This window comes from Roseiarcus sp. (genome assembly GCF_052145395.1).
Lineage (GTDB): Bacteria > Pseudomonadota > Alphaproteobacteria > Rhizobiales > Beijerinckiaceae > Roseiarcus.
This window is the reverse complement of record NZ_JBKQOT010000496.1, coordinates 1-25,660: the sequence shown is the minus strand read 5'-3', so window position 1 is coordinate 25,660 and position 25,660 is coordinate 1. Positions and strand designations below refer to the sequence as shown.

Here is a 25,660-nt window from a genome sequence, read left to right as displayed (position 1 = left end):
GCGAGCAGTTACGCAGGAGTTTGGGGCCGCCGTCGGGGGCTGAGTGCTCCATGAGCACGACGACGCGGCGGACGCCGGAGACGATGTCCATGGCTCCGCCCATTCCTTTGACGCGCTTGCCGGGGATCATCCAGTTGGCGAGGTCGCCGTTCTCCGCCACCTGCATGGCGCCGAGGATGGCGATGTCGATATGGCCGCCGCGGATCATGGCGAAACTTTCGGCCGAAGAGAAATAGCTGGTCGTCGGCAGCTCCGTAACGGTCTGCTTGCCGGCGTTGATCAGGTCGGCGTCCTCTTCGCCCTCATAGGGGAAGGCGCCCATGCCGAGCATGCCGTTCTCGCTCTGCAGCGCGACGGTCATCCCCTCGGGGATGTAGTTGGACACCAGCGTCGGGATGCCGATGCCGAGATTGACGTAGAAGCCGTCCTTGAGTTCCTTGGCGGCGCGGGCCGCCATTTCGTCTCGGGTCCAGGCCATTTTTTGGCGCTCCTTCGATTCAGGCCGCGTCGCGCTTGCGCGTCGTGCGCTGCTCGATGTGTTTCGTGGCGTTCGGAACGTGCACGATGCGGTGCACGAAGACGCCGGGCGTCATGATGTCGTCAGGGTCGATCTCGCCGGGCTGGACCAGATGCTCGACCTCGGCGATGGTGAGCTTGCCCGCCGTCGCCATGTTCGGATTGAAGTTCCGCGCCGTCTTCCGATAGACGAGGTTGCCTTCGGTGTCGCCCTTCCAGGCGTGGACCAGCGAGACGTCGGCGGTGAGGCCGAACTCCATGACGTAGGCCTCGTTGTTGAAGTCGCGGATTTCCTTGCCTTCCGCGACGATCGTTCCGACGCCCGTCTTGGTGAAGAAGGCCGGAATGCCGGCGCCGCCGGCGCGGATGCGCTCGGCGAGCGTTCCCTGCGGGTTGAACTCGAGCTCGAGCTTGCCCGAGAGGTAGAGGTTGGCGAAGGTCTTGTTCTCGCCGACGTAGCTCGAGATCATCTTCCGGATCTGGCCGCTCTCAAGCAGAACGCCGAGGCCGACGCCGTCGACGCCGCAGTTGTTGGAGATGACGGTCAGATCCTTGACGCCGGTCTTGCGCACGGCTTCGATCAGCGTCTCCGGGATTCCGCAAAGGCCGAAGCCGCCGGACATGATGGTCATATGGTCCTCGAGGACCCCTGCAAGCGCCTCGTCGGCGTTGGCGTAGACTTTTCTCACCGGAAGTTCCTCCCCAACAAAGCCCGTCTTCCCTAATCCCGCGGCGAGCGTGCGGCAAGACTGCTTTCGGACCGTGTCACTTCCGCCGGCGATCGAATCGACCGGCTTCGGCCAGCCAGCCGGCAACCACGGCGCCGAGCAGAAGGGCCAGTCCGAAAAAGCCGGAAGCCAGCGATGTCGACCGGGCGCCGATCAGTTCGCCGGAGCCCGTCCGCTTGACGCCGATGTAGTCGCTTCCGGCGTAGCTCGGAGCGGGATTTAAGCCCACGATGCGGGGAACGTTCGCGTCATCGGCGTCGGAGGCGGAGAGCCGGCGCACCGAGCCGCCCGTCGCCTCCGCGATCGGGCGCAGCTTCTCCGGGGTCGAAACGACGTCACGCATTTCCAGAGGGTTCTCCGGGCCGACATTGACGAGCGCGACATGCTCTCCGTCTTCGGCGCGATAGAGCCCGAAGCGATCCACCGTCGTCTGCGCCCGGCTGAGGCCCGGAGCGACGGCCGCGAGCGCGAGCTTGGTCTTGGCGCCGTCGGGCCCCGTCAGGAAGGTGTCGCGCGCCTCGCCGCTGACGCTCTGCCGCTCCACGGTGACCGTGCGGCCTCGGGCGCTGGCGCGCAACGCCTCTTCCTCGAGTTCCGGCTCCTTCATCAGCCAGTGCGCCAAGCGACGCAGGAGGTCGAGATAGGGGCCTCCTCCGTCGTAGTCGCGCGCCCAAAGCCACATCTGGTCGCTGAGCAGCAGTCCCACTCGCCCCTTGTCGACCCGCGACAAGACCAAGAGCGGCTTGCCGTCTGGCCCGGTCATCACCGTCTGTCCGTCCGTCGCCTTCGCGCCGACGAGCCGGAACCACCGGCCCCATGCGGGCTGGCTGTCGCCGGCTTCCGCGCCGGCGAGCCCACGCGTGACCGGGTGGCGGAGTCCGAGGTCCGGCACCTGCGCCCGGAAAGGCGCTTCGAGGTCGTCTCCGCTCGGCTCGGCGGGCGCGATCGCGCCGAGCGGCGAATAGAAGAGGCCGTCCGGAGTCGAGTATTCCGGGCCTTCGGCCATCAGCAGCGCCCCGCCCTGGCGGACGTAGGTCACGATATTGTCGAGATAGGTGTATGGCAGGATCGACTGCTGCGCGTAGCGGTCGAAGATGATCAGGTCGAAGTCCTTGATCTTCCGGCCGAACAGGTCGGCGACCGGAAAGGCGATCAGCGACAGCTCGTTGATTGGCACGCCGTCCCCGCCCTTCTCCGGCGGACGAAGGATGGTGAAGTGGACGAGGTCGACGTTGGCGTCCGACTTCAACAGGTTTCGCCACATGCGCTCGCCGGGATGCGGCTTGCCGGACACGAGCAGCACGCGCAGCTTGTCGCGTACGCCGTCGATGTTGACCACCGCCCGGTCGCCGTCGCTCGCCAACTCGCCGGGGACGGGTGCGATCTCGAGCTCGATCACGTTGACGCCGGCGTGCTCGATCGGCGCCCTTACATCGATCCGCTGGCCGACCTCCGCGTCGACCGTCGCGATCGTCTCGCCGTCGCGGCGCACGGTCAGCTTGACCGGCTCGTCCTGACCCGCGCTGTCGAGAACGCGCGCGGCGATCACCTGGTCCTTGCCGACGATGCCGTAGCGCGGCGCCTCGATCAGCTCGATCCTCCGCTGGCGTTCCCCTTCGTGCCCGGTGATCAGGGCGTGCAGCGGCGCGTTGAACCCAAGCGCGGCGGCGGCGCCGGGAATGTCGTGGACGTCCCCATCGGTGATCATGATCGCCCCGCCGACCCTCTCGGGCGGCGCGTCGGAGAGCGCGTCGCCCAGCGCGGCGAAGAGCCGGGTCCCTTCGGTGTCCGATTCCTCGCGCGAGGTCTCAACGACGCGCAGGTCGACGTCGCCGAGCGCCTTGAGCCGCGCCTCGACCTCGTCCCGCGCCTTGTCGGTCTGGGCCGGACGGCCCCCGATCTGCTGGCTCTCCGAGCGGTCGACCACGACCGCCACGATGTCCTTGAGCGGCCGTCGATTCTCCTGCACGAGGTTCGGATCGCACAATCCGAGAAGCGCGAGCCCGAAGGCGAGCGTCCTGAGCCACGCGCCGCGCGTCCCGCGCAAGATCAGCGCGATCGAGATCAAGAGCGACGCGGCGGCGAGCGTGTAAAGGAGCCAGAGCGGTACGAGAGGGTTGAAATCGATCGACCAGGACGTCACCGCGTCAGCCTTTCGATGATGTCCTTCGCGTGGACCTGGTCGGCCTTGTAGTTTCCAGTGAGCGTGTACATGACGATGTTGACGCCGCTGCGCAGGGCGAGTTCGCGCTGCCGGGCGCCGCCGGGGATGAGCGGATAGAGCGGCCGTCCTTCCGCGTCGGTCGCCCAGCCGCCGGCCAGATCGTCGGACACGATGATGATCGGCGACACGCTGTCGCCGGCGCGAACAGGCCGCTGCACGCGGTCGTTCGGGTCCGGCGCGGGTAGCGCCTCCACCCAGGTCTGGCCGATCTCGGTGCGGCCGACGATGCGATCGAGCAGGTAGAAGGTCTTGGTCAGGACGTGATCGCGCGGCGCCGGTTCAAGCTCGGGCACGTCGACGCCGTCGAGAAGCGATCGCAGCCACAGGGCCTCCGGCGTCGGGGGGCCGCCGGGGCTTGCCGCCAGCGCGTCGCGGGTATCGAACAGGACTGTGCCGCCGTTTTTCATATAGGCCGCCAGACGGGCCCGCGCCTGCGTCGAAGGCTGGGGCTCGCGCGCGACAATCGGCCAGTAGATCAAAGGATAGAAAGCGAGCTCGTCGCGCGCCGGATCGACCGCGATCGGCTCGGCGAGCTCGGCGGAGGTGCGGTTCGCCAGGACGCGCGTCAGCGCGGAGAGCCCGAGCCGCGACGTTTCGTCGACGGTCGCGTCGCCGGTCGTGACGTAGGCGAGCCGGGCCGACAGCGCAGAATCCATGTCGCGGGCGCTGATCGGGACATCTGCGGCGCGGCCTGCGTGCGGAACGGATGCAGCGCTCAGCGCCGCCGCGAAGGCGATGACGGCGACCGCGCCCCGACGGCGGAAGCCGGCGGCCCCCCCGATCCAAAGCGAAACGAGCGCGTCGATCACGAGGCCGACGAGCGCGGCCGGCAGGAGCCAGGCTCGCAAATCGATGGGAGGGGCGGCGTCGAGGGCGCCGACCTGAACTTTGAGCGGCCCATAATCGGCGCGCGCCAGCGTCTGGCCGGCCGCCAGCGCGTTGACGGCGCGCAAGGAATTCGCGACCCCGTAGAGGCCAGGGGGATGCGTTGCGTCGCCGACGCCCTCGAAATCGTCGCCGATCGGCTCAGCCTGCGGGGACGGGACGCCGAGCGCGCCGAAACCGTTCAGCGTTCGCCACGGCGGACGACTGGCGCCGCGGTCGCGCGCGCCCTGCGCCTCGTCGGAGGCGCCGGCGGACGATGAGGCCTCTGCGACAACTCTGCGCAGCATGTCGACGAACAGACCCGACAGCGGCAGGTTCGACCAAGTCGTGTCCGCGGTCACATGGAAGAGGACGACGAGGCCCTTGCCGCGCCGGGCCGCGGTGACGAGCGGCGTGCCGTCCGCGAGGCGCGCCCAGGTCTTCTCGGCGAGGCCCGCCTCGGGCTCCGCAAGCACCTGCCGCGAGATAGTCACTTCGTCCGGAACCGCCAGCCCGAAGAACGGGCTGCCCTTGTCGAACGGCGCGACATGTCTCGGCGTGTCCCACGACAGCGCGCCGCCCAAAGTCCGGCCGCCCCGTCGCAGCGCCGTCGGCGTCAGGTCGTCGTCGCCGGCGGCGAGACGGGCGCCTGCGAACCGGACGAGGACGCCGCCATCGTCGAGAAAGCGCTCGACCGCATCCCGCTCGGGGCCCGGAGCGACGCTCATGTCAGCCAGCGCGAGAACGGACGGCTTCTCCGCCAGGAGCGAAACGACGGGATCGCTCGCCGAGTCCCGCCATTCGCTGATGTCGGCGAAGGGGGCGAGCGCGCGCGAGAGATAATAGCTCGGCGCAATCAGCGGCTGCGCCGAGTCGGCGCTGGTCCCCGAAGCGATCGCCACCCGCCTTCGGCGCGAGCGGTCGTCGACGAGCCAGGTCGCGCCGGCCGACCGATCGCCGTCGACGACGATCCTTTGCGCCTCGTTGCGGAGTTCGACCGGCAAGTCGAAGCGGACGTCGACACCGAGCTTGGCGCCGAAATCGAAGGGCGCGCGCCCGATTTCGCGCCCCTGGGGGTCGAGCGCGCGCGCGACGCCCGTCGCCGTCGCCTGCGCGTCCGACCGGACGAGCTGCGCCTTCAACGATCCCGCCTCGTTCTCGGCCCCGGCGACGGCGCGCGCCCCCGTCCCGTCGGTTACGACGTCGACAGAGCGGGCGACATGCGCGAGCCGGGAGGCGAAGTCCCCGGCGCCGCCGAGCTCGACGCCGTCCGCGATCCATACGACGTCGGTCGAAGGCGCCTCGGTCAAGAACCGCTCGATCGCTGACAGCGCCGCCTCCCGAGGCGGAGCATAGGGGACCGGCGCGAGCGACCGAAGCCGTCCCTCGATCTCGCCCTCATTCAGCGGGGTAATGTCCCGGGCGGCTTCCGAAAAGGCCTTGACCGCGACCGTCCGGCCGGCGCGGGCCGCAGCGGCCATCTGCTGGCGCGCGAACTCGATCCGCTTGTCGAACGTTGGCGCAGCCGGCCAGCCATCGTCGATCAGGATGAGGAGCGGTCCTGATCCGGTGAGTGCGGCGAGGTTGCGCCACAGAGGCTGGGCCATGGCGATGATGATCAGAGCCGCCACGGCGAGACGGAGAGCGAGGATCGGCCACGGGGTCCTTGCCGGTTCGGTCTCTCTGGCCGCGAGCCCCAAGAGGAGCCGCATGGGCGGAAACTGCACGCGGCGCGGCGTCGGCGGCGTGACCCGCAGCAGGTAGTAGAGGGCGCCGAGGCCGGCGAGAGCGACGAGCACCGCGGGCGCGGCGAACGCGAGCGGAAGGCCGAACATGACTTCAGGCGCTCCCGTAAGCCGCGCCGATCTCCGGCGCGGAGAGTCGCATCCGGAGCGCCAGCAGCGCTTCCGCCGCCGAGGCGTCGGTCCGGTGCAGGCTCCATCCCCACCCCAGCCGGGCGCAAATCTGTCGAAGCGCGTCCCGATGGGCTGCGAGCCGGTTCAGGTACGCGTCGCGCAGGCTTTGCGCCCGCGGCGTCACGAACCGCAGCGACCCCGCCGGATGAAGGAACTCCACATTGCCCGAGAACGGATAGGATTCTTCAATCGGGTCCGCGACCATGATGATTTCGCCGACCGCGCCTTCGGCGGCGATCGCCCGAAGCGCGCGCTCGGTATCCGCCGGCTCGCTGAGAAAATCGCCGACGAGCAGGACGAGGGACCGGGACCGCGCTGGCGCGGCCGGCGGAAGAGGCGCGTCCGACGGTCCGTGCAGCCGCTCGTCGGTGGCGATCGCTTCGGCGAAACTTTCGATCACGCCCTGAGTGGCGAGCGGCCGGGTCAATCCGAGAAATCCGGCGCGCTCGCCGCCGCGCACAGAGAGATCCGCGAAGGCGAGCGCGATGACCGCGGCGCGATCGATCTTGGACGATGGGGCGAGGCTCGAGCCGAACCGCATCGACGCAGATCGGTCGAACCAGATCCACACCGTGTGTGCCGATTCCCATTCGCGCTCGCGGACGAACGCGCGCTCCTCCCGGGCTGAGCGGCGCCAGTCGACCCGCGAGGACGGCTCTCCGGACACGAACGGACGGAACTGCCAGAAGGTCTCGCCCGATCCCGCCTTGCGGCGGCCGTGAACGCCGTGGCGCACGGTCTGGGCGACGTTGCGCGCCGCGACGATCAGCGTCGGTAGTCTCGCCGAGAGATCAGCGGCTTCCAGACGGACGGACGGGGAGACGGTCATCGCGTCGTGGATCGGCGCGGCTCGCCGGTTCGAAGCGTCTTCGCGGCAAGGCGGTCGATCACCGCAGGGATGGTTTCGCCGTCGGCGCGCGCGGCGAAGGTCAGCGCCATCCGATGTTTCAGGGCCGGCTCCGCCAGGGCGTCGATATCGTCGAGCGACGGTGAAAGCCGGCCGTCGACAAGAGCCTTGGCGCGGGCGGCCAGCATGAGCGCCTGCGCGGCGCGCGGCCCCGGCCCCCACCCGATCCCTTTCGAGAGTTCGGGATCGCCTTCGCCGGGCCGGGCCGCCCGGACGAGGTCGAGGATCGCCTCGACGATGCGTTCGCCGATCGGCGACCTGCGAACGACGCGCTGCGCCTCCACGAGTTCGTCGGCGGTCATGACTGGCCTCGGGCGCGCCTCGCGCTCGCCCGTCGTCTCGATCAAGATGCGGCGCTCGGCGTCGCGGTCCGGGTAGCCGACGTCGATCTGCAACAGGAACCGGTCGAGCTGAGCCTCAGGCAAGGGATAGGCGCCCTCCTGCTCGAGGGGATTCTGAGTGGCCAGCACATGAAACGGGCGCGGCAGGTCATGCCGGACGCCCGCCACCGTCACGTGGTGTTCCTGCATCGCCTGCAACAGCGCGGACTGGGTGCGGGGGCTCGCGCGATTGATCTCATCGGCCATCAGCAACTGGGCGAAGATCGGCCCGCGAATGAAGCGAAACGCTCGCTTGCCGTCGTGTCCTTCCTCCATCACCTCGGAGCCGAGAATGTCGGACGGCATCAGGTCCGGCGTGAATTGCACGCGCCGCGCGTCCAGGCCGACGACGACGCCGAGCGTCTCCACGAGCTTCGTCTTGGCGAGACCCGGAACACCGATCAAAAGCCCGTGACCGCCCGCCAACAGAACGGTCAAGCTCAGGTCAACCACGCGCGTCTGGCCCATGATGATCGAGCCGATCTCGGCTCGCGCCGCTGCGATCCGCTCGAGGACCGCATTGACCTCGCGGGCCAGAACGACCGAATCCGTAGCGCCGGCTGCGCTCATCCCGTTTTCCTCTCCGCCACGATACGCCTCGCTGGTTTCGCTTTCGCGCCGTTCACACTACATTGATCGGGATCCTCTCTGACCGACCCGTAGCATGCCGACGCCAAATTCGCCCATAAACGAGCGCCACAATATGGCGAAGCCGTCGAAATCTCCGGACGGAGCGGTCGGGGGACTGAGCGAGGTCGCAGCGCGCGGCGGTCGCGGGCCCGCGCCGGTCCATCGGTGGAACCCTCCGGATTGTGGCGACATCGACATGCGGATCGCGGCCGACGGGGTGTGGCATTATTGCGGCTCGCCGATATGCAGGCCGGCGCTCGTCCAACTGTTCGCTTCGATTCTTCGCAAGGACGGCGATCGCTATGTCCTTGTGACGCCGATCGAGAAGGTCGGCGTCAGGATCGACGACGCTCCGTTTCTGGCGGTCGAGATGCAGGTGGAGGAGCAAGGCGGCGAACCGGCGCTGACCTTTCGAACCAACGTCGATGACGTCGTAACGGCAGACGCGGAGCATCCGTTGCGCTTCGAGCGCGGCGCGGCGGGGGGCCTGAAGCCTTATGTTCGCGTCCGCGGCGATCTCTGGGCGCTGGTCAAGCGGGCGTTGTTTTACGATCTCGTCGCCCTGGGGACGTCCGAACGCTGGCGCGACGACCTGTGGTTCGGCGTGCGCTCGAGCGGCGTCTTCTTTCCCATGTGTCCGGCGAGCGAGATCGAGGGGCTTTGACCATCGTCGACGTGAGTGGGCTGGACCGCGAGACGTTCCGAGCGCTGGCGCGCCGAAAGCTGAGGCCGACGCTCACGCTCGACGATCTGACCGGTCGGGAAGCGCCGAAATCCAGTGACTTTCTCCTGAGCGGTCTTTCGCCGGACGCCGCCTTGCTGGCCAGATCGCGGCCGGCAGCGGTGCTCGCGCCGATCGTCGCGCGTCCGGAAGGGCTCAGCGTGCTGCTCACCTTGCGGGCTTCGCACCTGCGCGCCCATTCCGGGCAGATCGCCTTTCCCGGGGGAAAGATCGATCCGGGCGAAACCCCGTTGGCGGCCGCCTTGCGGGAGGCCCGGGAGGAAGTCGGACTCGATGGCCGCTTCATCGAACCTCTCGGCTGGCTTGACCCTTACCTGACGGGAACCGGGTTTCGGATTGCGCCGCTGGTGGCGCTGGTCGATCCAGGCTTCACCCTGTCGATCAATGCGCGCGAGGTCGAGGAAACCTTCGAGACTCCGTTCGCCTTCCTGATGGACGCCGCCAATCATCGGGTGGACGAGCGCGAATGGCAGGGCCGCGTGCGAAGGTTCTATGCAATGCCGCATGAAGGTCGGTATATCTGGGGCGCAACCGCAGGGATCCTGCGGACCATGTACGAGAAGCTTGTTGCGTCATGAGCCGCGCCATCCTTGAGCCGCTCGCGTTGTTTCTCGCTCCGTTTGCGGCCTATGCAATCTATCTCGTCCTGCGCGCCCGCTATCCGCTCGAGGTCGAGCACTGGACGGGCGTCCGCGTATCGATTCTGACGGTGATCGGCCTAGCGGCGGCGGTGCTCGGACTCGCGGCGCTCAATCTGTTCGCCCCGCGCGGCCATGGGGTCTACATTCCGGCGCACCAGGAGAACGGCGTGCTTGTGCCGGGGCGCATCGAATGAGCGGACTTCCCGGGGTGCGGGAGGGCAGGCTCATCGACGACGCGTCTCTCGTTCGCGGTCCGGTCGCGCGCGCGCTCGAGGCGCTGAACGGTCGCGACGTGGAGACGCGAGTCGTCGGCGGCGCCGTCCGCGATCTGGCGCTCGGGCTCGCTCCTGGCGATTTCGATCTTGCGACCAGCGCTCCGCCTGAGGAGGTGATGCGCCTCGCCCGCGCCGCCGGCTTCAAGGTCGCGCCGACCGGCCTCGCTCACGGAACCGTGACGCTGATCATGGACGGTCAACCGATCGAAACCACGACTTTGCGCGAAGACGTCGAGACCTACGGACGGCGCGCCAAGGTGGCCTTCGGGCGAGATTTTCTCGCCGATGCGCGCCGGCGCGACTTCACCATCAACGCGCTGTCGCTCGACGCCGGCGGGCGGCTCTACGATCCGCTTGGCGGACTGGAGGACCTTGCCGCGGGGCGGGTGCGATTCATCGGCGACTCGGATGATCGGATCCGTGAGGACTACCTCCGCATTCTTCGCTTCTTCCGGTTCTCGGCGCGGTTCGGCGGCGGCGCGCTCGATGGCGCCGGATTGGCGGCGACCGTGCGTCACCGGTCGCATCTCGCCCGACTGTCTCGGGAAAGGGTCCGCGCGGAAGTCTTGAAACTCCTTGTCGCGCCGCATGCCGGCGCGGTCGTTCGCAGCATGGGCGAGCACGGGATTCTCGGCGAGATCTTCGGTTTCGCCGACCCGGCGCGGCTCGAGCGCGCCGTCGCGATCGAAAGGTTCGGCGACGGCGAGGCCGACGCGCTTCTGCGTCTCGCCGCGTTGGGTGTCGTCATTCCGGAGGACGCCGAACGCTTCAGTCAACGGCTGCGGCTTTCCAACGCCGAATCCGAGCGCCTTCTCGGCGCGGCGACGGCGTTGGTTCGCTTGCACGGCGTCGTTTCGGCGCCCGCGCCTGAGGTTCTGCGCCGCATGCTGTTTGCGTTGGGACGCCGCGCGGCGTCCGACGCGCTCGTGCTGTCGCAGGCCGACGCCGGCGCAAGACCGGACGACGCGGAATTCATGGCCGCCCGGCGCTTCCTCGCCGAGACGCCGAAGCCTAAGTCGCCGATCGCCGGCAAGGATATCGTCGCTCGCGGCGTCGCGGCGGGCCCACGCGTCGGAGAAATCTCCCGCGCATTCGAACGCCTTTGGGTCGATTCGGGATTCCCTTGCGATGCGGCCACCGTCGAGCGCCTGTTGGACGCCGTTATCCGGGCCAAGCCCGGGGAAGGAAAAGGCTAAGCGCGTCTGCACTCGGTCGTCGATGCGTTGGCTCCGGGTTCAATAAAAGTCGATCGGAAAATACTTGAGATAGATTTCGGAATAGACGCCGTTCTTCATGATTTCCGCGAGCGCCCAGTTGAACGCCTTGCGCAGTTCGTCGTCGTCCTTGCGGACGATGATTCCGACGCCCTCTCCAAAAAACCGGCTCTCCAGGTAGGGGCCTCCCCGGAACTCGCAACAATCGGAAGCCTGTTGGCCGTTGAGCCAGATCGAGAACGTCACGCCGTCGGCGAAGGCGATCGCAATCGCGTTCGATGTCAGGGCGGACTCGAGTTCCGCCAAAGTCACAAACGGTTTCGCGTTCGCGCGGGGGAAGAACGTATTGAGGTAGGCTTGATGCGCGGTTCCCGCGACGACACCGACGGTCTTGCCGGCGACGCCCGTCGGGGTTGCTGCGAACGGCGCCGCGTCCTTGCGGGCGATGAAGCGGGCCGGCGTCTTGTAGTAGGGCAGAGAGAAGTCGACCGCGTTCCGGAGATCGTTCGACGCCGCAATCGAGGCGATGACGGCGTCGCCCTTTTCGCCGGCAAGCGAGTCGATCAAGGTGTCCCAGCGCCGGGCCTGGATTGTGCAGCCGATGCCCAGCTCCTTGCAGATCGCGCGAGCGATATCGACGTTGAATCCGGTCAGCGAGCCATCGGGCAAGGTGAAGTTCAGCGGTGGATAGTCGTCGGCCGTCAGGAAGCGAATCGCGCGAACGCCCGACAGGGTCGGCCGATCGAGGCGCAAGTCGGGATCAAAGAAGCTCGGCGTCGATTGCGCGTTCACCGGCGCGCCCCTGGCCGGCAAGCCGGCGAGCGCGAGGAGCGCAACCAGAGTTGCACTAAGAATATTTGCGAAAAAGCGCGCGTTTCGCATGACAAATTGTGAACACCGTGTTCTTATCGGGGCTTAGCGGCCGTCCTCGGCCGGACGGCTGTGGTCCGGGGCATTCTAGACTCATCGCGTAACCCGATGGACATCAAGTCTCAAGAGCCGTCGCTTGCCGGCCCGATGCGCGCGTCGGGGCCGTCGAAAGCGGACGATCGGCTCCACGCCCGAGGTTCGCGGGGGCGGCGCGACTCGAATCGGTCCCTGCCTGTCGAACTCGAGATCGCCGCGGACGAGGGCGTGTTTGCGGGGCGCCTCTTGGCCGAGATCGACAACGCGCCGAGCGACGTGAGCCCTCTCCACGCCGTCCTGACCGCCGGCCTGATCGGGGAAGAGCGCTACTACCGAGCATTGGCCGAACGGCTAGGCTGCTCCTAGGCGCATTCGGGCGCCGTCTGGCGTCATTCAGCGCGCGTTCGATATGCGTTCGATACGCGTTCGATACGCGTTCGGCGCTTGATTTGACCCTCTTATTCACCCGTGAATCGTGACTTTTCAACGCGTTGCACTCGAGTTTGCGAAAAAATCTTTCCGCGCAAATTTTTTTTCGGCCCAACCCCGGGCAAGCGGCCGCGTCCGTCCAAGACGGCGTCGATTCGATTGCGCTTCGTCTGCGGCTCGCATGAAGGGGATCATATGGCACATTCTGTTTTTCCGCAACAAAAAGTCGCGCCGTCCCCGTTCACGCGAGAGTGCCCGCGCCGGTCTCCTCATCCGTTAGGCGCTGCGGCTCCTCCGGCGGGTCGACGTCGACGGCTGGCAGCCTGGGTCCCTGCCAGTCGGCGTCGTCATGGCCGCTGAAATCGGCGTCCATCGCCAAACAGACGCCGCGTCCGTCGGTTGGAGAAGGCCGGTGGATGCCGGCCTTACGCGGCGCTCTCGCCCGTCTCGTCCTTCCCCGAGTATCCAATCGGGTCAGTTCCCTTTAGCGCCTGAGCCGGGATCAGGCCGATCGCCAGCGCGGAGGCGACCGCATGCGTGACGTTCTCGCAAGAAAGCTTGCGTCTTGCCGTTTCGATGTAGGTTCTCACGCTCGCGTAAGAGATGTTCATGATATCTGCGGTCTCCGCGCTCGTCTTTCCTCGCGCCGCCCACATCAAGGCTTCGTGCTCTCTTTTCGACAGTTCGACATGCTTTGAGGCGAGCTTCGCGTTTATGGACGCCGCAACGTCGACAAGGCACGCCATAACCTTTAGCTTCGCCAAATGACGTGTCTTGAACGCTTCCCATTCGGCGTCCGGGAGGTTGCTGCTGAAGGACACCAGCGCAAACCCGCCCGGCCTGCCGCGGACGGGAACGGTGACGCCGTTCGGGCCCACGCCATGTTCGAGTGCGTCGGCGAAAAATGCGGCCACCTGCCGAGACCAATCCCGATACGGACGCCAGTCGAAAGGCGACGTTGCCTTGAGCCCAACGATCGCAACCGGATCAATCTGATGGTAACGACGCGTGAAGTAGCGAAGCTGCCAGACCTTCGAAAATGTCACCAGAGCGGCCAGAAGCGCGAGGTCGTCGCTTCTGTTTGTCTCGAACCGCAAGCAGGCTATATGCTGGAGTCCGAGCATGGGCGTAATATCATGCAGGAGCCCGGTGAGGTTTTGTGGACTCTCGCCGAGGATCGCTTCGGCCAACGCCAGAGAAGCCGAATCGAATCTGCTTGATCGCTCATCGAGCAGATCAGTAAGGGCTATCGCCTCTGACACCGTAGACTCCCAGCGTTACCTCATCTTTGGCGTGATTCACCAGCCAGGCCGCGGTCGGGTCGATCGTTCCCGTGACTTCGATGCACAGTTCGAGGAGGTCGACGCATACCGAAAGGAGCTTTTCAACCCGCGCTTGCGGCTCGGTCGGAGGAAGCTTTGGCAGCATCGGCAAGCTCTCAGTTCTCGCTTGGTCGGATTTTTTTTCCCTTTTTGCCATTGGTGTGCTCCACCTGTTTATGTCCCACATTTGTCGTCTTGTTGCCAATGATAACTTTGCACAAGATGCGAATTGACTGAGAACAGACAGAGAACTTGCGCAACTCAGTCGTTGCGAATTGACGGGCGACGAAACGACGGCGCGGCGTTCCGTCAGTTTCGCCGCCCAATGTTTCAATACCCTTGGCCGTTCCTCACGAACTCTAGCCTTCGGCCAAGATGATACCCATTGGGTAGCGTCCGGCGCGAATACTGACTCGCCCACGCCGACGGCCTCCCTGACCGTCTTTAGAGGGCGATAACCGGCGCTAAAGAGCGCAGCATAACTCATGACGGTCCCAATCCGCTGCGGCGTTCCGATGATTTTCGGGCTGCAACCTGTAGCCCTAAGGATGCGCAACATTCGCGCGTCGAACACGGAGACGATTTGGGTCAGTCCGGCCAAAATTGCGACCTCGGCGATTCCGAGGACCAGCTCACACAGGGCAAAGTTCAGGCCGCTCCTGGTTCGCTCAGGCTGACCGCTGCGGGTCGCGACGCAAATTCGCGAACTCTCCCAGATCGTCGAGCACGCAACCTCCTCGCCCTCGTCAAGCAGTTGCGGAAAGACGTCTCGAAGCATGTTCGGCCCCGTTGTCGGCAAAAGCCGAAGCGATCCCCAATATTCACCGCTGTCAGGATCGACTGAAACGAGATATAGCGGGTTGAGATCGTCGAAACGGTCGCGCTCACGGCCGTCCTTGACGATGACTTCCCAGCCCAGACGATCCTGGAAGGTCTCCGCTCTGCTGCGAAACATCGCGTCGATTTCGCGGGGAAAAAGCGTGAATACGATGCCTCGATAAGCTTGATCATGTCCAAACCTTCAGTTCGCATTACGGATTGTTTGTTCTTGTTATGTTCCAAAATACGGCTTAAGAGAATGGTAGGCAACGTTTTGTTGTGAAAATCAGAATTATGGTTAATTCACCGACTTGGGCTGCAGCATCTTTAATCAGCCCTAAATTGCGAATCACTCCGAGGCCCGGCGCGGGTTCGCCTTGCCCCGTTAACCGTAATCCAGCTTAGCGGAACATCATCTTGACATATTAATGAATTTACGAAATAAATAGAACATAACAAGAACACGCTTCCCTATTCGTCGGCGCAGCCGTTTCGGCACCTGCTGCCTGCGACGATCAAGGGAACTATAGGCGTCGTCTCACAGGAGAAGAACGAATGTCGTACCAGGAAATCCTGTCCATGCTTCAGGAAACGCACAGTCACGTTGAAAAAGAATTAGAAGGTTATCGGAGCAAAGTCAGTCTGGCTACGGCCGAACTCGACGCTATAGAAGCCACAATTCATCTTCTTTCGGTGAAGTCCGAGACGCTGCGAACGACACCCTCTGGCCGCGCCCGTTTGTCTCAACTTGTCGCTCTGCTCGCCCGTTATCTCCGGGGCGATCCAGAGCGCGGCAGTGTCGCAACCAAGGTCAATTCCGACGCGCTCCCTGAAAAGCCTTAAAACCGAATCGGAAACGGCACCCAATCGGAGAGCAGGTTCGTGCTTCCGAATCGCCACTCGGCGCCGTTGCACGGGTCGCCGGTGCGGCACCGTCTGATCACGCCCGAACTGTCGGTTGACACGGCGCCCGGGCCTTCTAGTCTGCCCGGCTTTCAGCCGCCGGCGCCGCCGCCCCACGGAACACGAAATTATGTCTTTGCAGTCCCTGCGAGAGGCCGCCGAGGTCTCCAAGGCGTGGCCGTTCGAGGAGGCGCGCAAGCTGATCGCGCGGCTTGAGCGCTCGAAGAAGAGCGAGGTGATCTTCGAGACCGGCTACGGCCCCTCCGGCCTGCCGCATATCGGAACCTTCGGCGAGGTGGCGCGCACGACTATGGTGCGGCACGCCTTCCGCGCGCTGACCGGAGACACGGTCAGGACGCGGCTGATCGCCTTCTCCGACGACATGGATGGCTTGCGAAAAGCCCCCGACAACATCCCGAACCGCGAGATGGTGTCCCGGCACCTGGGCAAGCCGCTGACCCAGGTGCCGGACCCGTTCGGCGAGTACGCGAGCTTCGCCGCGCACAACAACGCGCGCCTGCGCAGCTTTCTCGACCAGTTCGGCTTCGACTACGAGTTCATGTCGTCGACCGAGGCCTATACGTCCGGTCGGTTCGACGCGGCGCTCATCAGGACGCTGGAGAAGTTCGACCAGATCCAGGCGATCATGCTGCCCTCGCTGAGGGAGGAGCGGGCGGCCACCTATTCGCCGTTCCTGCCGATCCACCCGCTGACCGGGATTGTCATGCAGGCGCCCGTCCTCGGCCACGACGCCAAGGCGGGGACGATCCGCTGGCGCGACCCGGACACGAACGAAGAGTTCGAAACGCCGGTCACCGGCGGGCGCTGCAAACTTCAGTGGAAGCCGGACTGGGCCATGCGCTGGTACGCGCTCGGGGTCGATTACGAGATGGCCGGCAAGGACCTGATCGACTCGGTCAAGCTGTCGTCGCGGATTGCCCGCACGCTCGGCGCGGAGCCGCCGGCCGGATTCAACTACGAACTGTTCCTTGACGAGAACGGGCAGAAGATCTCCAAGTCCAAGGGCAACGGGCTGACGATCGAGGAATGGCTGACCTACGCCAGCCCCGAAAGCCTGTCGCTGTTCATGTTCCAGAAGCCGATGGCGGCGAAGCGCCTCTATTTCGACGCCATCCCGAGGACCGTCGACGACTATCTCGGGTTCCTCGAGACCTATCCCGATCAGCCGTGGAAGGAACGGCTCGGCAACCCCGCCTGGCACATCCATTCGGGCGAGCCGCCCGCGCCCGAGACGCTCGAGCATGGCGACGGGCCGCAGACGGTGTCGTTCGCGATGCTGCTCAATCTCGCGGCGGTCGCCAACAGCGACAACCCAGCCGTGCTTTGGGGTTTCCTGCAGCGCTATGCGCCCTCGGCCTCGCCGGAGAACCACCCGCGCCTCGACAGTCTGGTCCGCTACGCGGTCGCCTACTTCCGCGATTTCGTCGCGCCGAAGAAACGCTACCGGCTCGCCGACGCGGTCGAGCGCGAGGCGCTTTTGGCGGTGTCGGGGAAGCTCGGAGCGATGCCGGCGAAGGCAAGCGCCGAGGAAATCCAGCACGCGCTCTACGACATCGCTCGGCCGATCCCGCGCTACCAGGACCTCAAGGCGAAGGGCGCGACGGAGGCGCGGCCCGGCGTCTCGAACGACTTCTTCAACATGGTCTACGCCGTGCTGCTCGGCGAGGAGCGCGGCCCGCGCCTCGGGTCGTTCATCGCCCTCTATGGCCTCGCCGAAACCCGCGCCCTCATCGACCGCGCGCTCGCGGGGGACCTCGTCAAGGCGGCCTGAGGCGCGGTTATCCTTTCGCTTGCGGAACGGCACCGTTCGGCCGCCGTTCAGCAGGCGCTCGACTGTCGTTCAGCGCGCGTTCGGCGCCCGTAACTCGGCCCTTATTCGACCGTGAATCAGGCGTTTTCAACGGGTTGGAACCGAGTTTGGGAATAAATCTCGCGCGGTCGCCCTCCGGGTGGCCAGCCCGTTTTCGGCCGCCCATGCGGCGCCGGCCGTCGGAACGCGTCTCATCCGGTCGCATCATCGGCTGAGCCTACCAGGATTTCTGAATTCCCGCAATCTTCTGCCGAGAGATTTGCCCCCGTCGCGGGACGCACGGGATAAACGGCTCGCCGCCGGAACGGGAGCGAGCGGTCAAAGTCCAACGCTTGGCGCCCGACTGGAATGGCAGGAGTGCGCAAACACGGGTCGTTGATCATACATGCCCTTCCCGGTCGGTCCCGGTACCGGGCGCAAGCGCCGGGAGCGGACGTTCGTGACGACGTGTCGGGCAGCTCAAATCGGCCAAGAAACCGCGATCTCGCCGCTTGCCAGGGCCGGCGTTGTTCGGCTCGAACGCTCTCGATAGGCTGAAGCAGCCGAACTCGGCTTGGTCAGATGCGCGGGCTTTGCGCCACTCCGTGCTGCATTGTTTTCCGAATCCGACTAAGACGGTGCAATCGTACCAACGGTCTTGATGCGGGGCGCATGCGCGCGCCCTCCAAATAACCGCTATTTCAGTGGGGACCATGCGAATATTCGGCGACGTGGGCCCGGGGTCAAAGACATTTCCCAAGGGTCCTCGATATTTGCCCGCGGAAGAGACGGTGGCGCGAATATCGCCGATCAAGTCCAGCTTTGGCATCACGCGCGTCGCCAATCTTACTGGCCTCGATCGAACGGGGATCCCTGTCGTGATGGTGTGCCGGCCAAACGCGCGGTCAACCGCAGTATTTCATGGGAAGGGAATCGACCTGGCGGCGGCCAAAGCCTCCGGACTGATGGAAGCAATCGAGACGTGGCACGCCGAACACATTCAACTGCCGATCCGTTTTGCAAGCTACGCTGAACTGGGCAAAGACGTGAAGACCGCCGAGGTCGAACTCTTGCCGCGCATTCCCGATCGCCGCTTCGAAGCTGATGCGCCCATGCTGTGGGTGGAAGGGCGGAACTTGGTTGACGGCGAATCCGTTTGGGTCCCCTTCGAGATGGTTCACGCCCATTTCACCATCGACGGACCTCCGGTGAGCGGCGGTTTCTCCGCGAGCACCAACGGACTCGCGTCCGGCAACCATATTCTTGAGGCGACGAGCCATGCGTTGTGCGAGTTAATCGAGCGCGACGCGACCGCGCTTTGGCGACAAAGTCCCGCGACCGAGCAGGACCGAAGGCGTGTTGATCTTGCGACTGTCGACGATTTGGAGTGCCTTGCGGTGCTGGACCTCTTCGCCCGGGCGCAAATCGACGTGGCTGTATGGGACGTCACGACCGATGTCGGCGTGCCTGCATTCCAGTGCTTCGCGGCGGACCGCGCGGGGGAGATCGGCCATGTCGGCGTGGGAGCCGGATGCCATCCGACTCGAAGAATCGCGCTGCTGCGCGCGACGACCGAGGCGGCCCAGGTTCGCACCACCTATATCGTGGGTTCGCGCGAGGATATCCGGCGCTCCGACTATCATTCGGCGACCCTCGCCGCCAAGACCGAGGGGGCGCGCGCCATGATGCGGCCCGTCGAGCGGCCGCGCGCCTTCGGGTCGGTTGGAAACTTCGAGTTCGAATCGTTCGAAGCGCAGGTCGCCTGGATTGTCGAACGGTTGGGATCGGCAGGAATTCGACAAGCCATCGCGGTCGACCTGACGCGGAGCGAGTTCGGCGTTCCGGTGGTTCGCATCGTCGCGCCCGGGCTCGAGGGGTTCGATCACTTCCCTGCGTCCTACGCACCTGGCCCGCGCGCCCGGGCCCTGCGAGAGCGCCGCGCATGAAGATCATCGTTTTCGTCGGCCCGACGCTGCCTGCCGAGGACATCGCCGCATGCGGGGATATCGCCTGGCTGCCGCCCGTCGCCCAGGGTGACGTTTATCGCGCCGCGCAGAGGCGACAGCGGGCGATCGGAATCATCGACGGATATTTTTCCGGTGCCCCATCGGTCTGGCACAAGGAAATCTTGTGGGCGATTTCGCAAGACATTCCGGTCTTCGGCAGCGCGAGCATGGGCGCGCTGCGCGCCGCTGAATTGCACACTTTCGGCATGCGCGGAATCGGCCGCATCTTCGAGGCCTTCCGCGATGGCGAGCTCGAAGACGACGATGAGGTGGCCGTCGTCCATGGGCCGGCCGAACTCGGCCACGTTCAGGCCTCCGAGGCGATGGTCAATATTCGTGCGACGCTGGCTCGCGCCGCGAAAGAGGGGGTTCTGAGCAAGAGTTCGCGCGACGCATTGGAGGCCTTCGGCAAGTCGATGTTCTTCCCGCAGCGTTGTTGGGACGCGCTGCTCGAGGGCGCAGCGACGCTCGGCGTCGCCGAACCGGAGCGGGCGGCGTTGAGCGCCTGGTTGCCAGGCGGGCGGGTCGACCAGAAGCGCGCGGACGCTCTCGAGATGCTGGCGGCGATGAGGGAGGCGCCGCACGAATCGAACGGGACGCCCCCGAAATTCAATTTTGAATGGACCCATTTCTGGGACGAATTCATGCGTCGTTTCGAGGCCGGCCATGAGAATCCCGGCGCCTCCACGAGACAGCCTGTCGTGGAGGAGCTGAGGCTCGAGGGTCCCGAGGCCTATGCGCGCGTCGAGGCCATGGCCCTGTTGCGCAGGGTCGCCGTGACCGGCGCCGCCCCGATGGCGCTCCCGCCAGCGGCCAAGAGTTTGCGGGCGACCCTGACGGACATCCGCACCAGGCTCGGCCTGTTCACGCGCGCCGACCTCGATTGCTGGATGGCGCGCAACGACCTCGACGCGGTTTCGATGGAACGGCTGGTCGCAGACGAGGCTGGCCTCGCGGTTCTGCGCGATCTGTCGAGCGGCGCGCTCGAGCCTTTCCTCATCGACGAGTTGCGGCTGACCGGCGCCTTTGAGCGGCTCGCCGAGCGGGCGCGCGAGAAAAGCGACGTGCTCGCCGCCAGGTTCGCCGGATCGGCGGGGGCGCCCTCGGGTTCGCAAGCCCTGGCGCTGCGGCTGTGGTATTTCGAACGTCGTCTTGGACGGCCGCCGCCCGATGATGTCGAAGACTTTGCCCGCCGGCTCGGTTTTGCCGACGCCGCGGACTTCGATGCGGCGTTGCTCCGCGAGCGTCTCTATCTCGACGAGCAGAGGGGCGATAAAACCCCTTGACGCAAGCGGAAATTTGTTCTTACCTAAGGCGATATTTATCCGACAAGCATCTTCGGGACGGCGAAGAATGGCCTGTTGCGAGGGAGGCGTAAGGTTTCGGCTTTATCCGAAGCCGCCCTATGTCCATCCGGAGTGGCCTCCGGAGACGGTCTGCGTTTCCGATCCTCCCGGCGCTGTCGGGCCCGGCCCGTCCGATGACCGGATGCACATCGTCCGCCCGATCGGCAAACGTTTCCCCTACGGCTTGAATCCCGGCCCCCTAGGCACCCCTCATCTTGATCTGCCGCCCTGGAACGGGCCCGTGTTTCGGCCCGTCTTTCCCGACGCCGACGGCCATTTCGATTACCTGCCCGAGGGAACGCTGGAATTCGCAGAAGCGCACGTGTTCGGCGCGGCGCGTTTCGCGCTCGACGTTTGGGAGCGTTATTTCGGCCGGCGGATCGAATGGCATTTCGCGCAGGACTATCGGCGGCTAGAGATCGGCATCCTGCCGGGCCTCAATAACGCCTACGCGGGCTACGGCTTCATGGAAGTGGGCGCGCATCGGTTTCCCGATGGAAGCCATGCGCCATACGCGCTGAATTTTGACGTGGTTGCGCACGAGCTCGGCCATCTCATCCTCTATTCGACAGTCGGCCTCCCCACGGCGGCGACTCAGCAGGGTGAGTATTTCGGATTTCAGGAATCAGGAGCCGATACGACGGCGCTGATCGCGGCGCTGCATTTCGAGTCCCTGTTGGAGCGCCTTCTGGCGGAGACCCGCGGCAACCTCTACACGTACAACGAACTCGACCGTTTCGCCGAGCTTTCGCCGCACGACCAGATCCGGCTCGCCAGCAACGACTCGAAGATGTCGGATTTTGCGGCGGGATGGATCGACGAGCACGCGCTGTCCCAGCCGCTGACCGGCGCGATCTTTGACGTCTTCGTCGATATCTTCCAGGAAATCCTGGTCGAGCATGGATTGGTTCCGAGGGACATCGCGGAATTGACACGCGACGTCCGGAGCCAGCCTCAGAACGCGCAAATCATTCAGGTGGCGTTCGACGCGGCCTTCGCCGATCGATACGAGGACTTCCGCGCCGCGCTGGTTGAAGCGCGCGACGCCATGGGGTTTATGCTCGCCGAGACGTGGAAGCGGCTGTCAGCGGATTATTTCACCTACCTCGCGGTCGCCGAGACGATGATCGAAATTGAAGGCGCCATGAGTGGCGGGCGTTACCGGCGCGCGCTGGTGGAGAGCTTCGCCTGGCGGGAGATCGGCCGAGTCAGCGCCGGCCCGCGGCTCGCGCCGCCTGGTCCGCTCAGTCACTCTCACTCGGCTCGAACGCTCGTGCCGGGAATACAGGATCAATTGCCGAAGATGAGCTATCGCGAGCGCGTGCTGTTTGCTGGGATTGCTCCGTGAGAATGCGCGCCTCCAATTGGAGAGGAGACAACAATGGCACTCTTAACGTCTGAGACGCTATTGACACCGTCGAGCATAAAGTTGTTTGGCCGAGTTGTAAGCGGTCTTACCTATGATAGTAAAACAACCGAGAATTCCGGCCTCGGAGCCAACAAATTTCTTCAGAAGCAGCTAGAGGCGAACGGCGAGAATCCTCCGACACTTGCCAGGATTTATGCGTTTAGCTTCGAGGGTGCATATTATGAACTGCCCAGACCGCCCATCTTTCTTGTTCATGGGAACGGGACGCCAGTAGGCAATTGGATCAACCCGTCCACGATCGCTGAAGCTGGCGTCGCGGCGAGGGACTGGGATTTCTCGGGCAATTATGATCCTCATCATCCCCCACGGCCGGCCGCTCGTTCTGCCGATGCTGGTGAGCCCACCCCTCCTCATCCTCGTCCTGATTCTAAGACCGACATTTATTACTGGGAATACGAAAAGGGCGACTTCTCATTGCGTTTCGACCTGGAGGCGGGACCGTTCGAGCAAATCCTGCTTCAGATGGCGCTGCGTGGCGGCGGCGGGGTGAGCGGCGCCGGTGTGAGCGGGGCGGGAGTCAGCGGCGCCGGCGTGAGCGGGGCGGGAGTCAGCGGCGCCGGCGTGAGCGGCGCGGGCGTCAGCGGGGCGGGAGTCAGCGGGGCCGGCGTGCGGCGCTGAACCGGCGACTCGCAGCCCGACCGATGGACAGATCACCTCCGATCGTCCGGCGCGGAGCGTTTTCGCGACGTCCGGGGTTTCGGTTTGCCCGGCAGACGCCAGATCATCTGCTCCTTGTCCGGATCCTGGCCTGTGACCGCGAACCCGAGCCTCACGTAAAGACGCTTGGCGGGGTTGCCGTGCATCACGTCGAGCGTAACCGGCCGGCCGGTCTCGACGCCGCGCTTGAGCTCGGCGCCGATCAACGCCGAACCGATTCCGCGTCCGCGAAAGCCATCGATCAGGTGGAGCTGACGCAAATACAGTCGGTCGGTAAAGTCGACGACCTGGATGAAGCCGACAACCCGCCCCTCCACGCAGATGATTCGCGTCTGCTCCTGTCGATATCCCTGATAAAAGAGGGCGGTGAAGCGGTCCTCGTCCCATCGGCCGATCTTTGTGAGATGCTTTTTCACCCCTTCGAGATAGAGGGCGAGCGCAAGGGGATAGTCACCCGGTTCGGCCGGCCGCAGGCAAAGATCGGTTTCCCTCCGCTCGCTCATGGCCGTCGCCGCGGCGCAAGCCCGGTCGGATTTCCCCCCGAATCGTTCCAATACCGTGTCCCCCGAGGAAGATCATTTTGCTATGCAGCGTGAGTAGTATAATATCATTCCGCAATTGGTCCAACTGTCGGCGGAACAGATGGAAGCGGTGGGGCCCAGAGTCACGCAGGAACGACCCGCGCAATTGACCAGGCTCGCGGCGATCATGTTCGCCGACATGGTGAGCTATACCAAACATATCGAACGGGACGAGGCGGCGAACGCAAGTAACGCCGCGCGATCGATCGAGCTTTTCAAGGCGCTGATTGGCGACTATGGGGGCCGTGTCGCCAGTATTGCCGGAGACGGAATCCTCGCTTTGTTCGACAGCGCTGACCGGGCGCTGCGCTTCGCCATCCAGATTCAGTCGGAGTTTCGCGACCAGTCGGTCTGGGAAGACGGCGACCCGATTCAGTTCCGTATCGGTGTCAATCTCGGCGAAGTGACCCCCGACGCAACGAACTTTCATGTCCATTGCGTCAATGTGGCTGCGCGGGTCCAAGCCCTCGCCGAGCCCAACTCGATTTTCGTCACCGCGGCGGTCCGCCACGCGGTGCGGGACATGCCCGGGATCACGTTACGCTCGCTGGGCCAGCCAAGTCTGAAGAATATTTCAGAGCCGATCGAAGTCTTCGTCGTCGAGAAATCGAGCGGTCCGTCGGCGCACCCGCCGCCGCGCCCCATTCCAAGGGCAGAGGCTGCACGAAATCCCGCGATCGCCGTACTTGCGCTTTCCAATCTGTCGGGCGACCCGCGCAATGACCATCTTTGCGAGGGCATTGCGGAGGATATCATCGCCAACCTGACCCGATTTCGCAATCTGATCGTCATTGCACGACATTCGGCCTTTCTGTTCAGTCTACGAACCCACCCGTTGGAGGAGGTCCAGCGGAGGCTGGGCGTGCGCTATGTCCTCGGCGGCAGCCTGCGTAGGGCCGACAAGCGCCTCCGCATCAACGTCGAACTGACCGACGTGGTCTCCGAAGCCGTGCTCTGGTCTGATCGTTTTAGCCTTGAAGTCGAAGAATTGTTTGACCTCCAGGACGAGATCGCCGGCGCCGTCGCCGCGCGACTCTCGGTCCAGATCGACTTTGCCGAGCGGCGGCAGGAATCGCCATGTCCGCGGGATATGCGCGCATACGGTCTCCTGGTTCGCGGGCAACACCTGATCCTAAGGTTCACCAAGGAGGCAAACGCGCACGCTCGTCGGCTTTTCGATGAGGCAATCGAACTTGCGCCCGAATACAGCCGCGCCTACAGCGCGATTTCACGCACGCACAATCTCGACTGGCGCTATTCGTGGTCCGCGGCCCCCGACGAATCGCTTGAAACCGCAATCGATTTTGCGCGACGCGCCAAACAGCTCGACCCGCTCGACGCTCGCGGCTTTGCCGAACTGGGCTACGCCCAGCTCTATAGCAAGCAGCTCCCGGAGGCGCTCGTCGAATATGCGCACGCCATCGCGCTCAATCCGAACGATAGCGATATCATTGCGGAATACGCCGACGCGCTCGTCTATGCGGACCAGCCGGCGACGTCGGTCGAGCTTTTGGAAAAGGCGATGCGCCTGAACCCCTTCTACCCCGATTGGTATCTTTGGTATCTCGCCGACGCCTACGATGCTTTGGGGCGCTACGAAGACGTCGTCGCGGCCGTTCAGCGCATGCACGATCCGTCCGAGGGGCGGCGACTCCAAAGCATAGCTTATGCTCATCTCGGCATGATGGACGAGGCCAGAGCCGCGGCGCGCGAGGTCATGCGACGCCAACCTGGATTCATGATCAGCGAATGGTGTAAGCGGCCGCCATTCCGCCAGGGTCCGGTCCTCGAACGCTACATCGACGGATTACGTAAAGCTGGCCTGCCAGAATAAGGATGAGCCTCGAGCTGAGTGCGTCTCGCGCCGCCAAGGCGCGATGAAACAGAGTAAGAGCCTCCCGCAAATGATCGTAGGGGAGGGCGATCGAAACATCCGCGGGGAGGAAAGCGAGGATTTGGCCTCGCCTTCTGTCTGTCGAACCCCGCAAGAAAAACCAATGCCTGCTCATCAGCTGTCAGAGTTGACAAACAGCGTGCTCACGTTTCCATAGCTCAGATCGCATTTAACGTAATGTTGCGACCGCGGCATGATGGGGGTTCCCGATGTGATTCCTAGCGATTCGGCAAGATTAACGCTGACATAGTCGTTTATGATAATTTTTGCTGCCGGTAATTCGCCCACTTCCAATATATTGTCGATGGTAAGTTCTCCCTGGACAATCGATTGATAACACGCGTTGGTGGGATATTGCTCGCCCGGAGGAATGGCGCCATCGCGAAACTGCTTCATCTGCACCGACAACAGGGTCGGCTGGTCTCTCAATCCCAAACTGCTTGCAAGGGAGCGAAGGGTGGGATCAACGTCCTGGGAGCCGATGTCCCCCCACGGCCACTGCCCGACAGCAGGGGCTGGCG

General features: G+C 64.8%; 23 protein-coding genes. 12 read left to right on the top strand and 11 right to left on the bottom strand.

Annotated features, from left to right (window positions below; translation table 11 throughout):
* The 6 genes from ACLP25_RS17005 to ACLP25_RS16980 form a co-directional block, all read right to left on the bottom strand.
* A partial coding sequence (locus ACLP25_RS17005) for a 3-oxoacid CoA-transferase subunit B (RefSeq protein WP_442470365.1) occupies positions 1–478 on the bottom strand: 478 nt, incomplete at its 3' end.
* Positions 479–497: 19 nt separating this feature from the next.
* Positions 498–1,205: a CoA transferase subunit A gene (locus ACLP25_RS17000; RefSeq protein ID WP_442470364.1), complete on the bottom strand. Its 708-nt coding sequence runs from the start codon at positions 1,203–1,205 to the stop codon at positions 498–500.
* 76 nt (positions 1,206–1,281) lie between these two features.
* On the bottom strand, positions 1,282–3,387 hold the full coding sequence (locus ACLP25_RS16995) for a hypothetical protein (protein WP_442470363.1): 2,106 nt from the start codon (positions 3,385–3,387) through the stop codon (positions 1,282–1,284).
* On the bottom strand, positions 3,384–6,167 hold the full coding sequence (locus tag ACLP25_RS16990; RefSeq protein WP_442470362.1) for a DUF4159 domain-containing protein: 2,784 nt from the start codon (positions 6,165–6,167) through the stop codon (positions 3,384–3,386). The genes ACLP25_RS16995 and ACLP25_RS16990 overlap by 4 nt, the downstream gene beginning before the upstream one ends.
* Before the next feature lie 4 nt (positions 6,168–6,171).
* Positions 6,172–7,077, bottom strand: coding sequence for a DUF58 domain-containing protein (locus ACLP25_RS16985; protein ID WP_442470361.1), 906 nt, complete (start codon positions 7,075–7,077; stop codon positions 6,172–6,174).
* The gene (locus ACLP25_RS16980) at positions 7,074–8,105 is read right to left on the bottom strand and encodes an AAA family ATPase (protein WP_442470360.1); all 1,032 of its coding nucleotides are present in this window, start codon (positions 8,103–8,105) and stop codon (positions 7,074–7,076) included. Before ACLP25_RS16980 ends, ACLP25_RS16985 begins: the two co-directional genes overlap by 4 nt.
* 133 nt (positions 8,106–8,238) lie before the next feature.
* Between ACLP25_RS16980 and ACLP25_RS16975 the strand changes: the two genes are divergently transcribed.
* Genes ACLP25_RS16975 through ACLP25_RS16960 form a run of 4 tightly spaced genes read left to right on the top strand, consistent with a single transcriptional unit; the run spans position 8,239 to position 11,019 of the window.
* A complete protein-coding gene (locus tag ACLP25_RS16975) occupies positions 8,239–8,829 on the top strand; it encodes a DUF1285 domain-containing protein (RefSeq protein ID WP_442470359.1) in 591 nt (196 codons plus the stop codon).
* A complete protein-coding gene (locus ACLP25_RS16970; RefSeq protein ID WP_442470358.1) occupies positions 8,826–9,485 on the top strand; it encodes an NUDIX hydrolase in 660 nt (219 codons plus the stop codon). The genes ACLP25_RS16975 and ACLP25_RS16970 overlap by 4 nt, the downstream gene beginning before the upstream one ends.
* Positions 9,482–9,742 (top strand): DUF6111 family protein, encoded by a 261-nt coding sequence (locus ACLP25_RS16965; RefSeq protein WP_442470357.1) that lies wholly within the window; start codon positions 9,482–9,484, stop codon positions 9,740–9,742. Before ACLP25_RS16970 ends, ACLP25_RS16965 begins: the two co-directional genes overlap by 4 nt.
* Positions 9,739–11,019 carry a CCA tRNA nucleotidyltransferase gene (locus ACLP25_RS16960; RefSeq protein ID WP_442470356.1) on the top strand — a complete coding sequence of 427 codons (1,281 nt, stop codon included), beginning with the start codon at positions 9,739–9,741 and terminating at the stop codon, positions 11,017–11,019. The genes ACLP25_RS16965 and ACLP25_RS16960 overlap by 4 nt, the downstream gene beginning before the upstream one ends.
* A 39-nt stretch (positions 11,020–11,058) precedes the next feature.
* Here ACLP25_RS16960 and ACLP25_RS16955 read toward each other — a convergent pair whose 3' ends face one another.
* Entirely contained in the window at positions 11,059–11,919 is an 861-nt protein-coding gene (locus ACLP25_RS16955) for a transporter substrate-binding domain-containing protein (protein WP_442470355.1), read from the bottom strand.
* A 96-nt stretch (positions 11,920–12,015) separates the two neighbouring features.
* Between ACLP25_RS16955 and ACLP25_RS16950 the strand changes: the two genes are divergently transcribed.
* Positions 12,016–12,309, top strand: coding sequence for a hypothetical protein (locus tag ACLP25_RS16950; RefSeq protein WP_442470354.1), 294 nt, complete (start codon positions 12,016–12,018; stop codon positions 12,307–12,309).
* Positions 12,310–12,797: 488 nt separating this feature from the next.
* On the opposite strand, the gene ACLP25_RS16945 is transcribed toward ACLP25_RS16950, so the two are convergent.
* Together ACLP25_RS16945 and ACLP25_RS16940 are read right to left on the bottom strand one after the other, a co-directional pair.
* Positions 12,798–13,634, bottom strand: a complete 837-nt coding sequence (locus ACLP25_RS16945) for a LuxR family transcriptional regulator (RefSeq protein WP_442470353.1) — start codon at positions 13,632–13,634, stop codon at positions 12,798–12,800.
* On the bottom strand, positions 13,609–14,649 hold the full coding sequence (locus ACLP25_RS16940) for an acyl-homoserine-lactone synthase (protein WP_442470352.1): 1,041 nt from the start codon (positions 14,647–14,649) through the stop codon (positions 13,609–13,611). The genes ACLP25_RS16945 and ACLP25_RS16940 overlap by 26 nt, the downstream gene beginning before the upstream one ends.
* A gap of 419 nt (positions 14,650–15,068) precedes the next feature.
* Here ACLP25_RS16940 and ACLP25_RS16935 point away from each other — a divergent pair, with 419 nt between their 5' ends.
* The 6 genes from ACLP25_RS16935 to ACLP25_RS16910 all read left to right on the top strand — a co-directional run bounded on the left by ACLP25_RS16935 (position 15,069) and on the right by ACLP25_RS16910 (position 22,625).
* On the top strand, positions 15,069–15,356 hold the full coding sequence (locus ACLP25_RS16935; protein WP_442470351.1) for a hypothetical protein: 288 nt from the start codon (positions 15,069–15,071) through the stop codon (positions 15,354–15,356).
* A gap of 190 nt (positions 15,357–15,546) precedes the next feature.
* Positions 15,547–17,208, top strand: a complete 1,662-nt coding sequence (locus ACLP25_RS16930; RefSeq protein WP_442470350.1) for a lysine--tRNA ligase — start codon at positions 15,547–15,549, stop codon at positions 17,206–17,208.
* An 809-nt stretch (positions 17,209–18,017) separates the two neighbouring features.
* A complete protein-coding gene (locus tag ACLP25_RS16925; protein ID WP_442470349.1) occupies positions 18,018–19,172 on the top strand; it encodes a YcaO-like family protein in 1,155 nt (384 codons plus the stop codon).
* Entirely contained in the window at positions 19,169–20,518 is a 1,350-nt protein-coding gene (locus tag ACLP25_RS16920) for a TfuA-like protein (RefSeq protein ID WP_442470348.1), read from the top strand. Before ACLP25_RS16925 ends, ACLP25_RS16920 begins: the two co-directional genes overlap by 4 nt.
* Before the next feature lie 301 nt (positions 20,519–20,819).
* Complete coding sequence (locus tag ACLP25_RS16915) at positions 20,820–21,926, top strand: hypothetical protein (protein ID WP_442470347.1); 1,107 nt, start codon at positions 20,820–20,822, stop codon at positions 21,924–21,926.
* A 33-nt stretch (positions 21,927–21,959) separates the two neighbouring features.
* Complete coding sequence (locus ACLP25_RS16910) at positions 21,960–22,625, top strand: hypothetical protein (RefSeq protein ID WP_442470346.1); 666 nt, start codon at positions 21,960–21,962, stop codon at positions 22,623–22,625.
* Between the two features lie 32 nt (positions 22,626–22,657).
* Here the strand turns inward: ACLP25_RS16910 and ACLP25_RS16905 are convergent, their stop codons facing one another.
* A complete protein-coding gene (locus ACLP25_RS16905; RefSeq protein ID WP_442470345.1) occupies positions 22,658–23,167 on the bottom strand; it encodes a GNAT family N-acetyltransferase in 510 nt (169 codons plus the stop codon).
* A 184-nt stretch (positions 23,168–23,351) separates the two neighbouring features.
* On the opposite strand from ACLP25_RS16905, the gene ACLP25_RS16900 reads away from it, so the two are divergent.
* Positions 23,352–25,079: an adenylate/guanylate cyclase domain-containing protein gene (locus ACLP25_RS16900; RefSeq protein ID WP_442470344.1), complete on the top strand. Its 1,728-nt coding sequence runs from the start codon at positions 23,352–23,354 to the stop codon at positions 25,077–25,079.
* 174 nt (positions 25,080–25,253) lie between these two features.
* Here ACLP25_RS16900 and ACLP25_RS16895 read toward each other — a convergent pair.
* Positions 25,254–25,660: hypothetical protein (locus ACLP25_RS16895; protein ID WP_442470343.1), on the bottom strand; the 407-nt coding region annotated here is incomplete at its 5' end.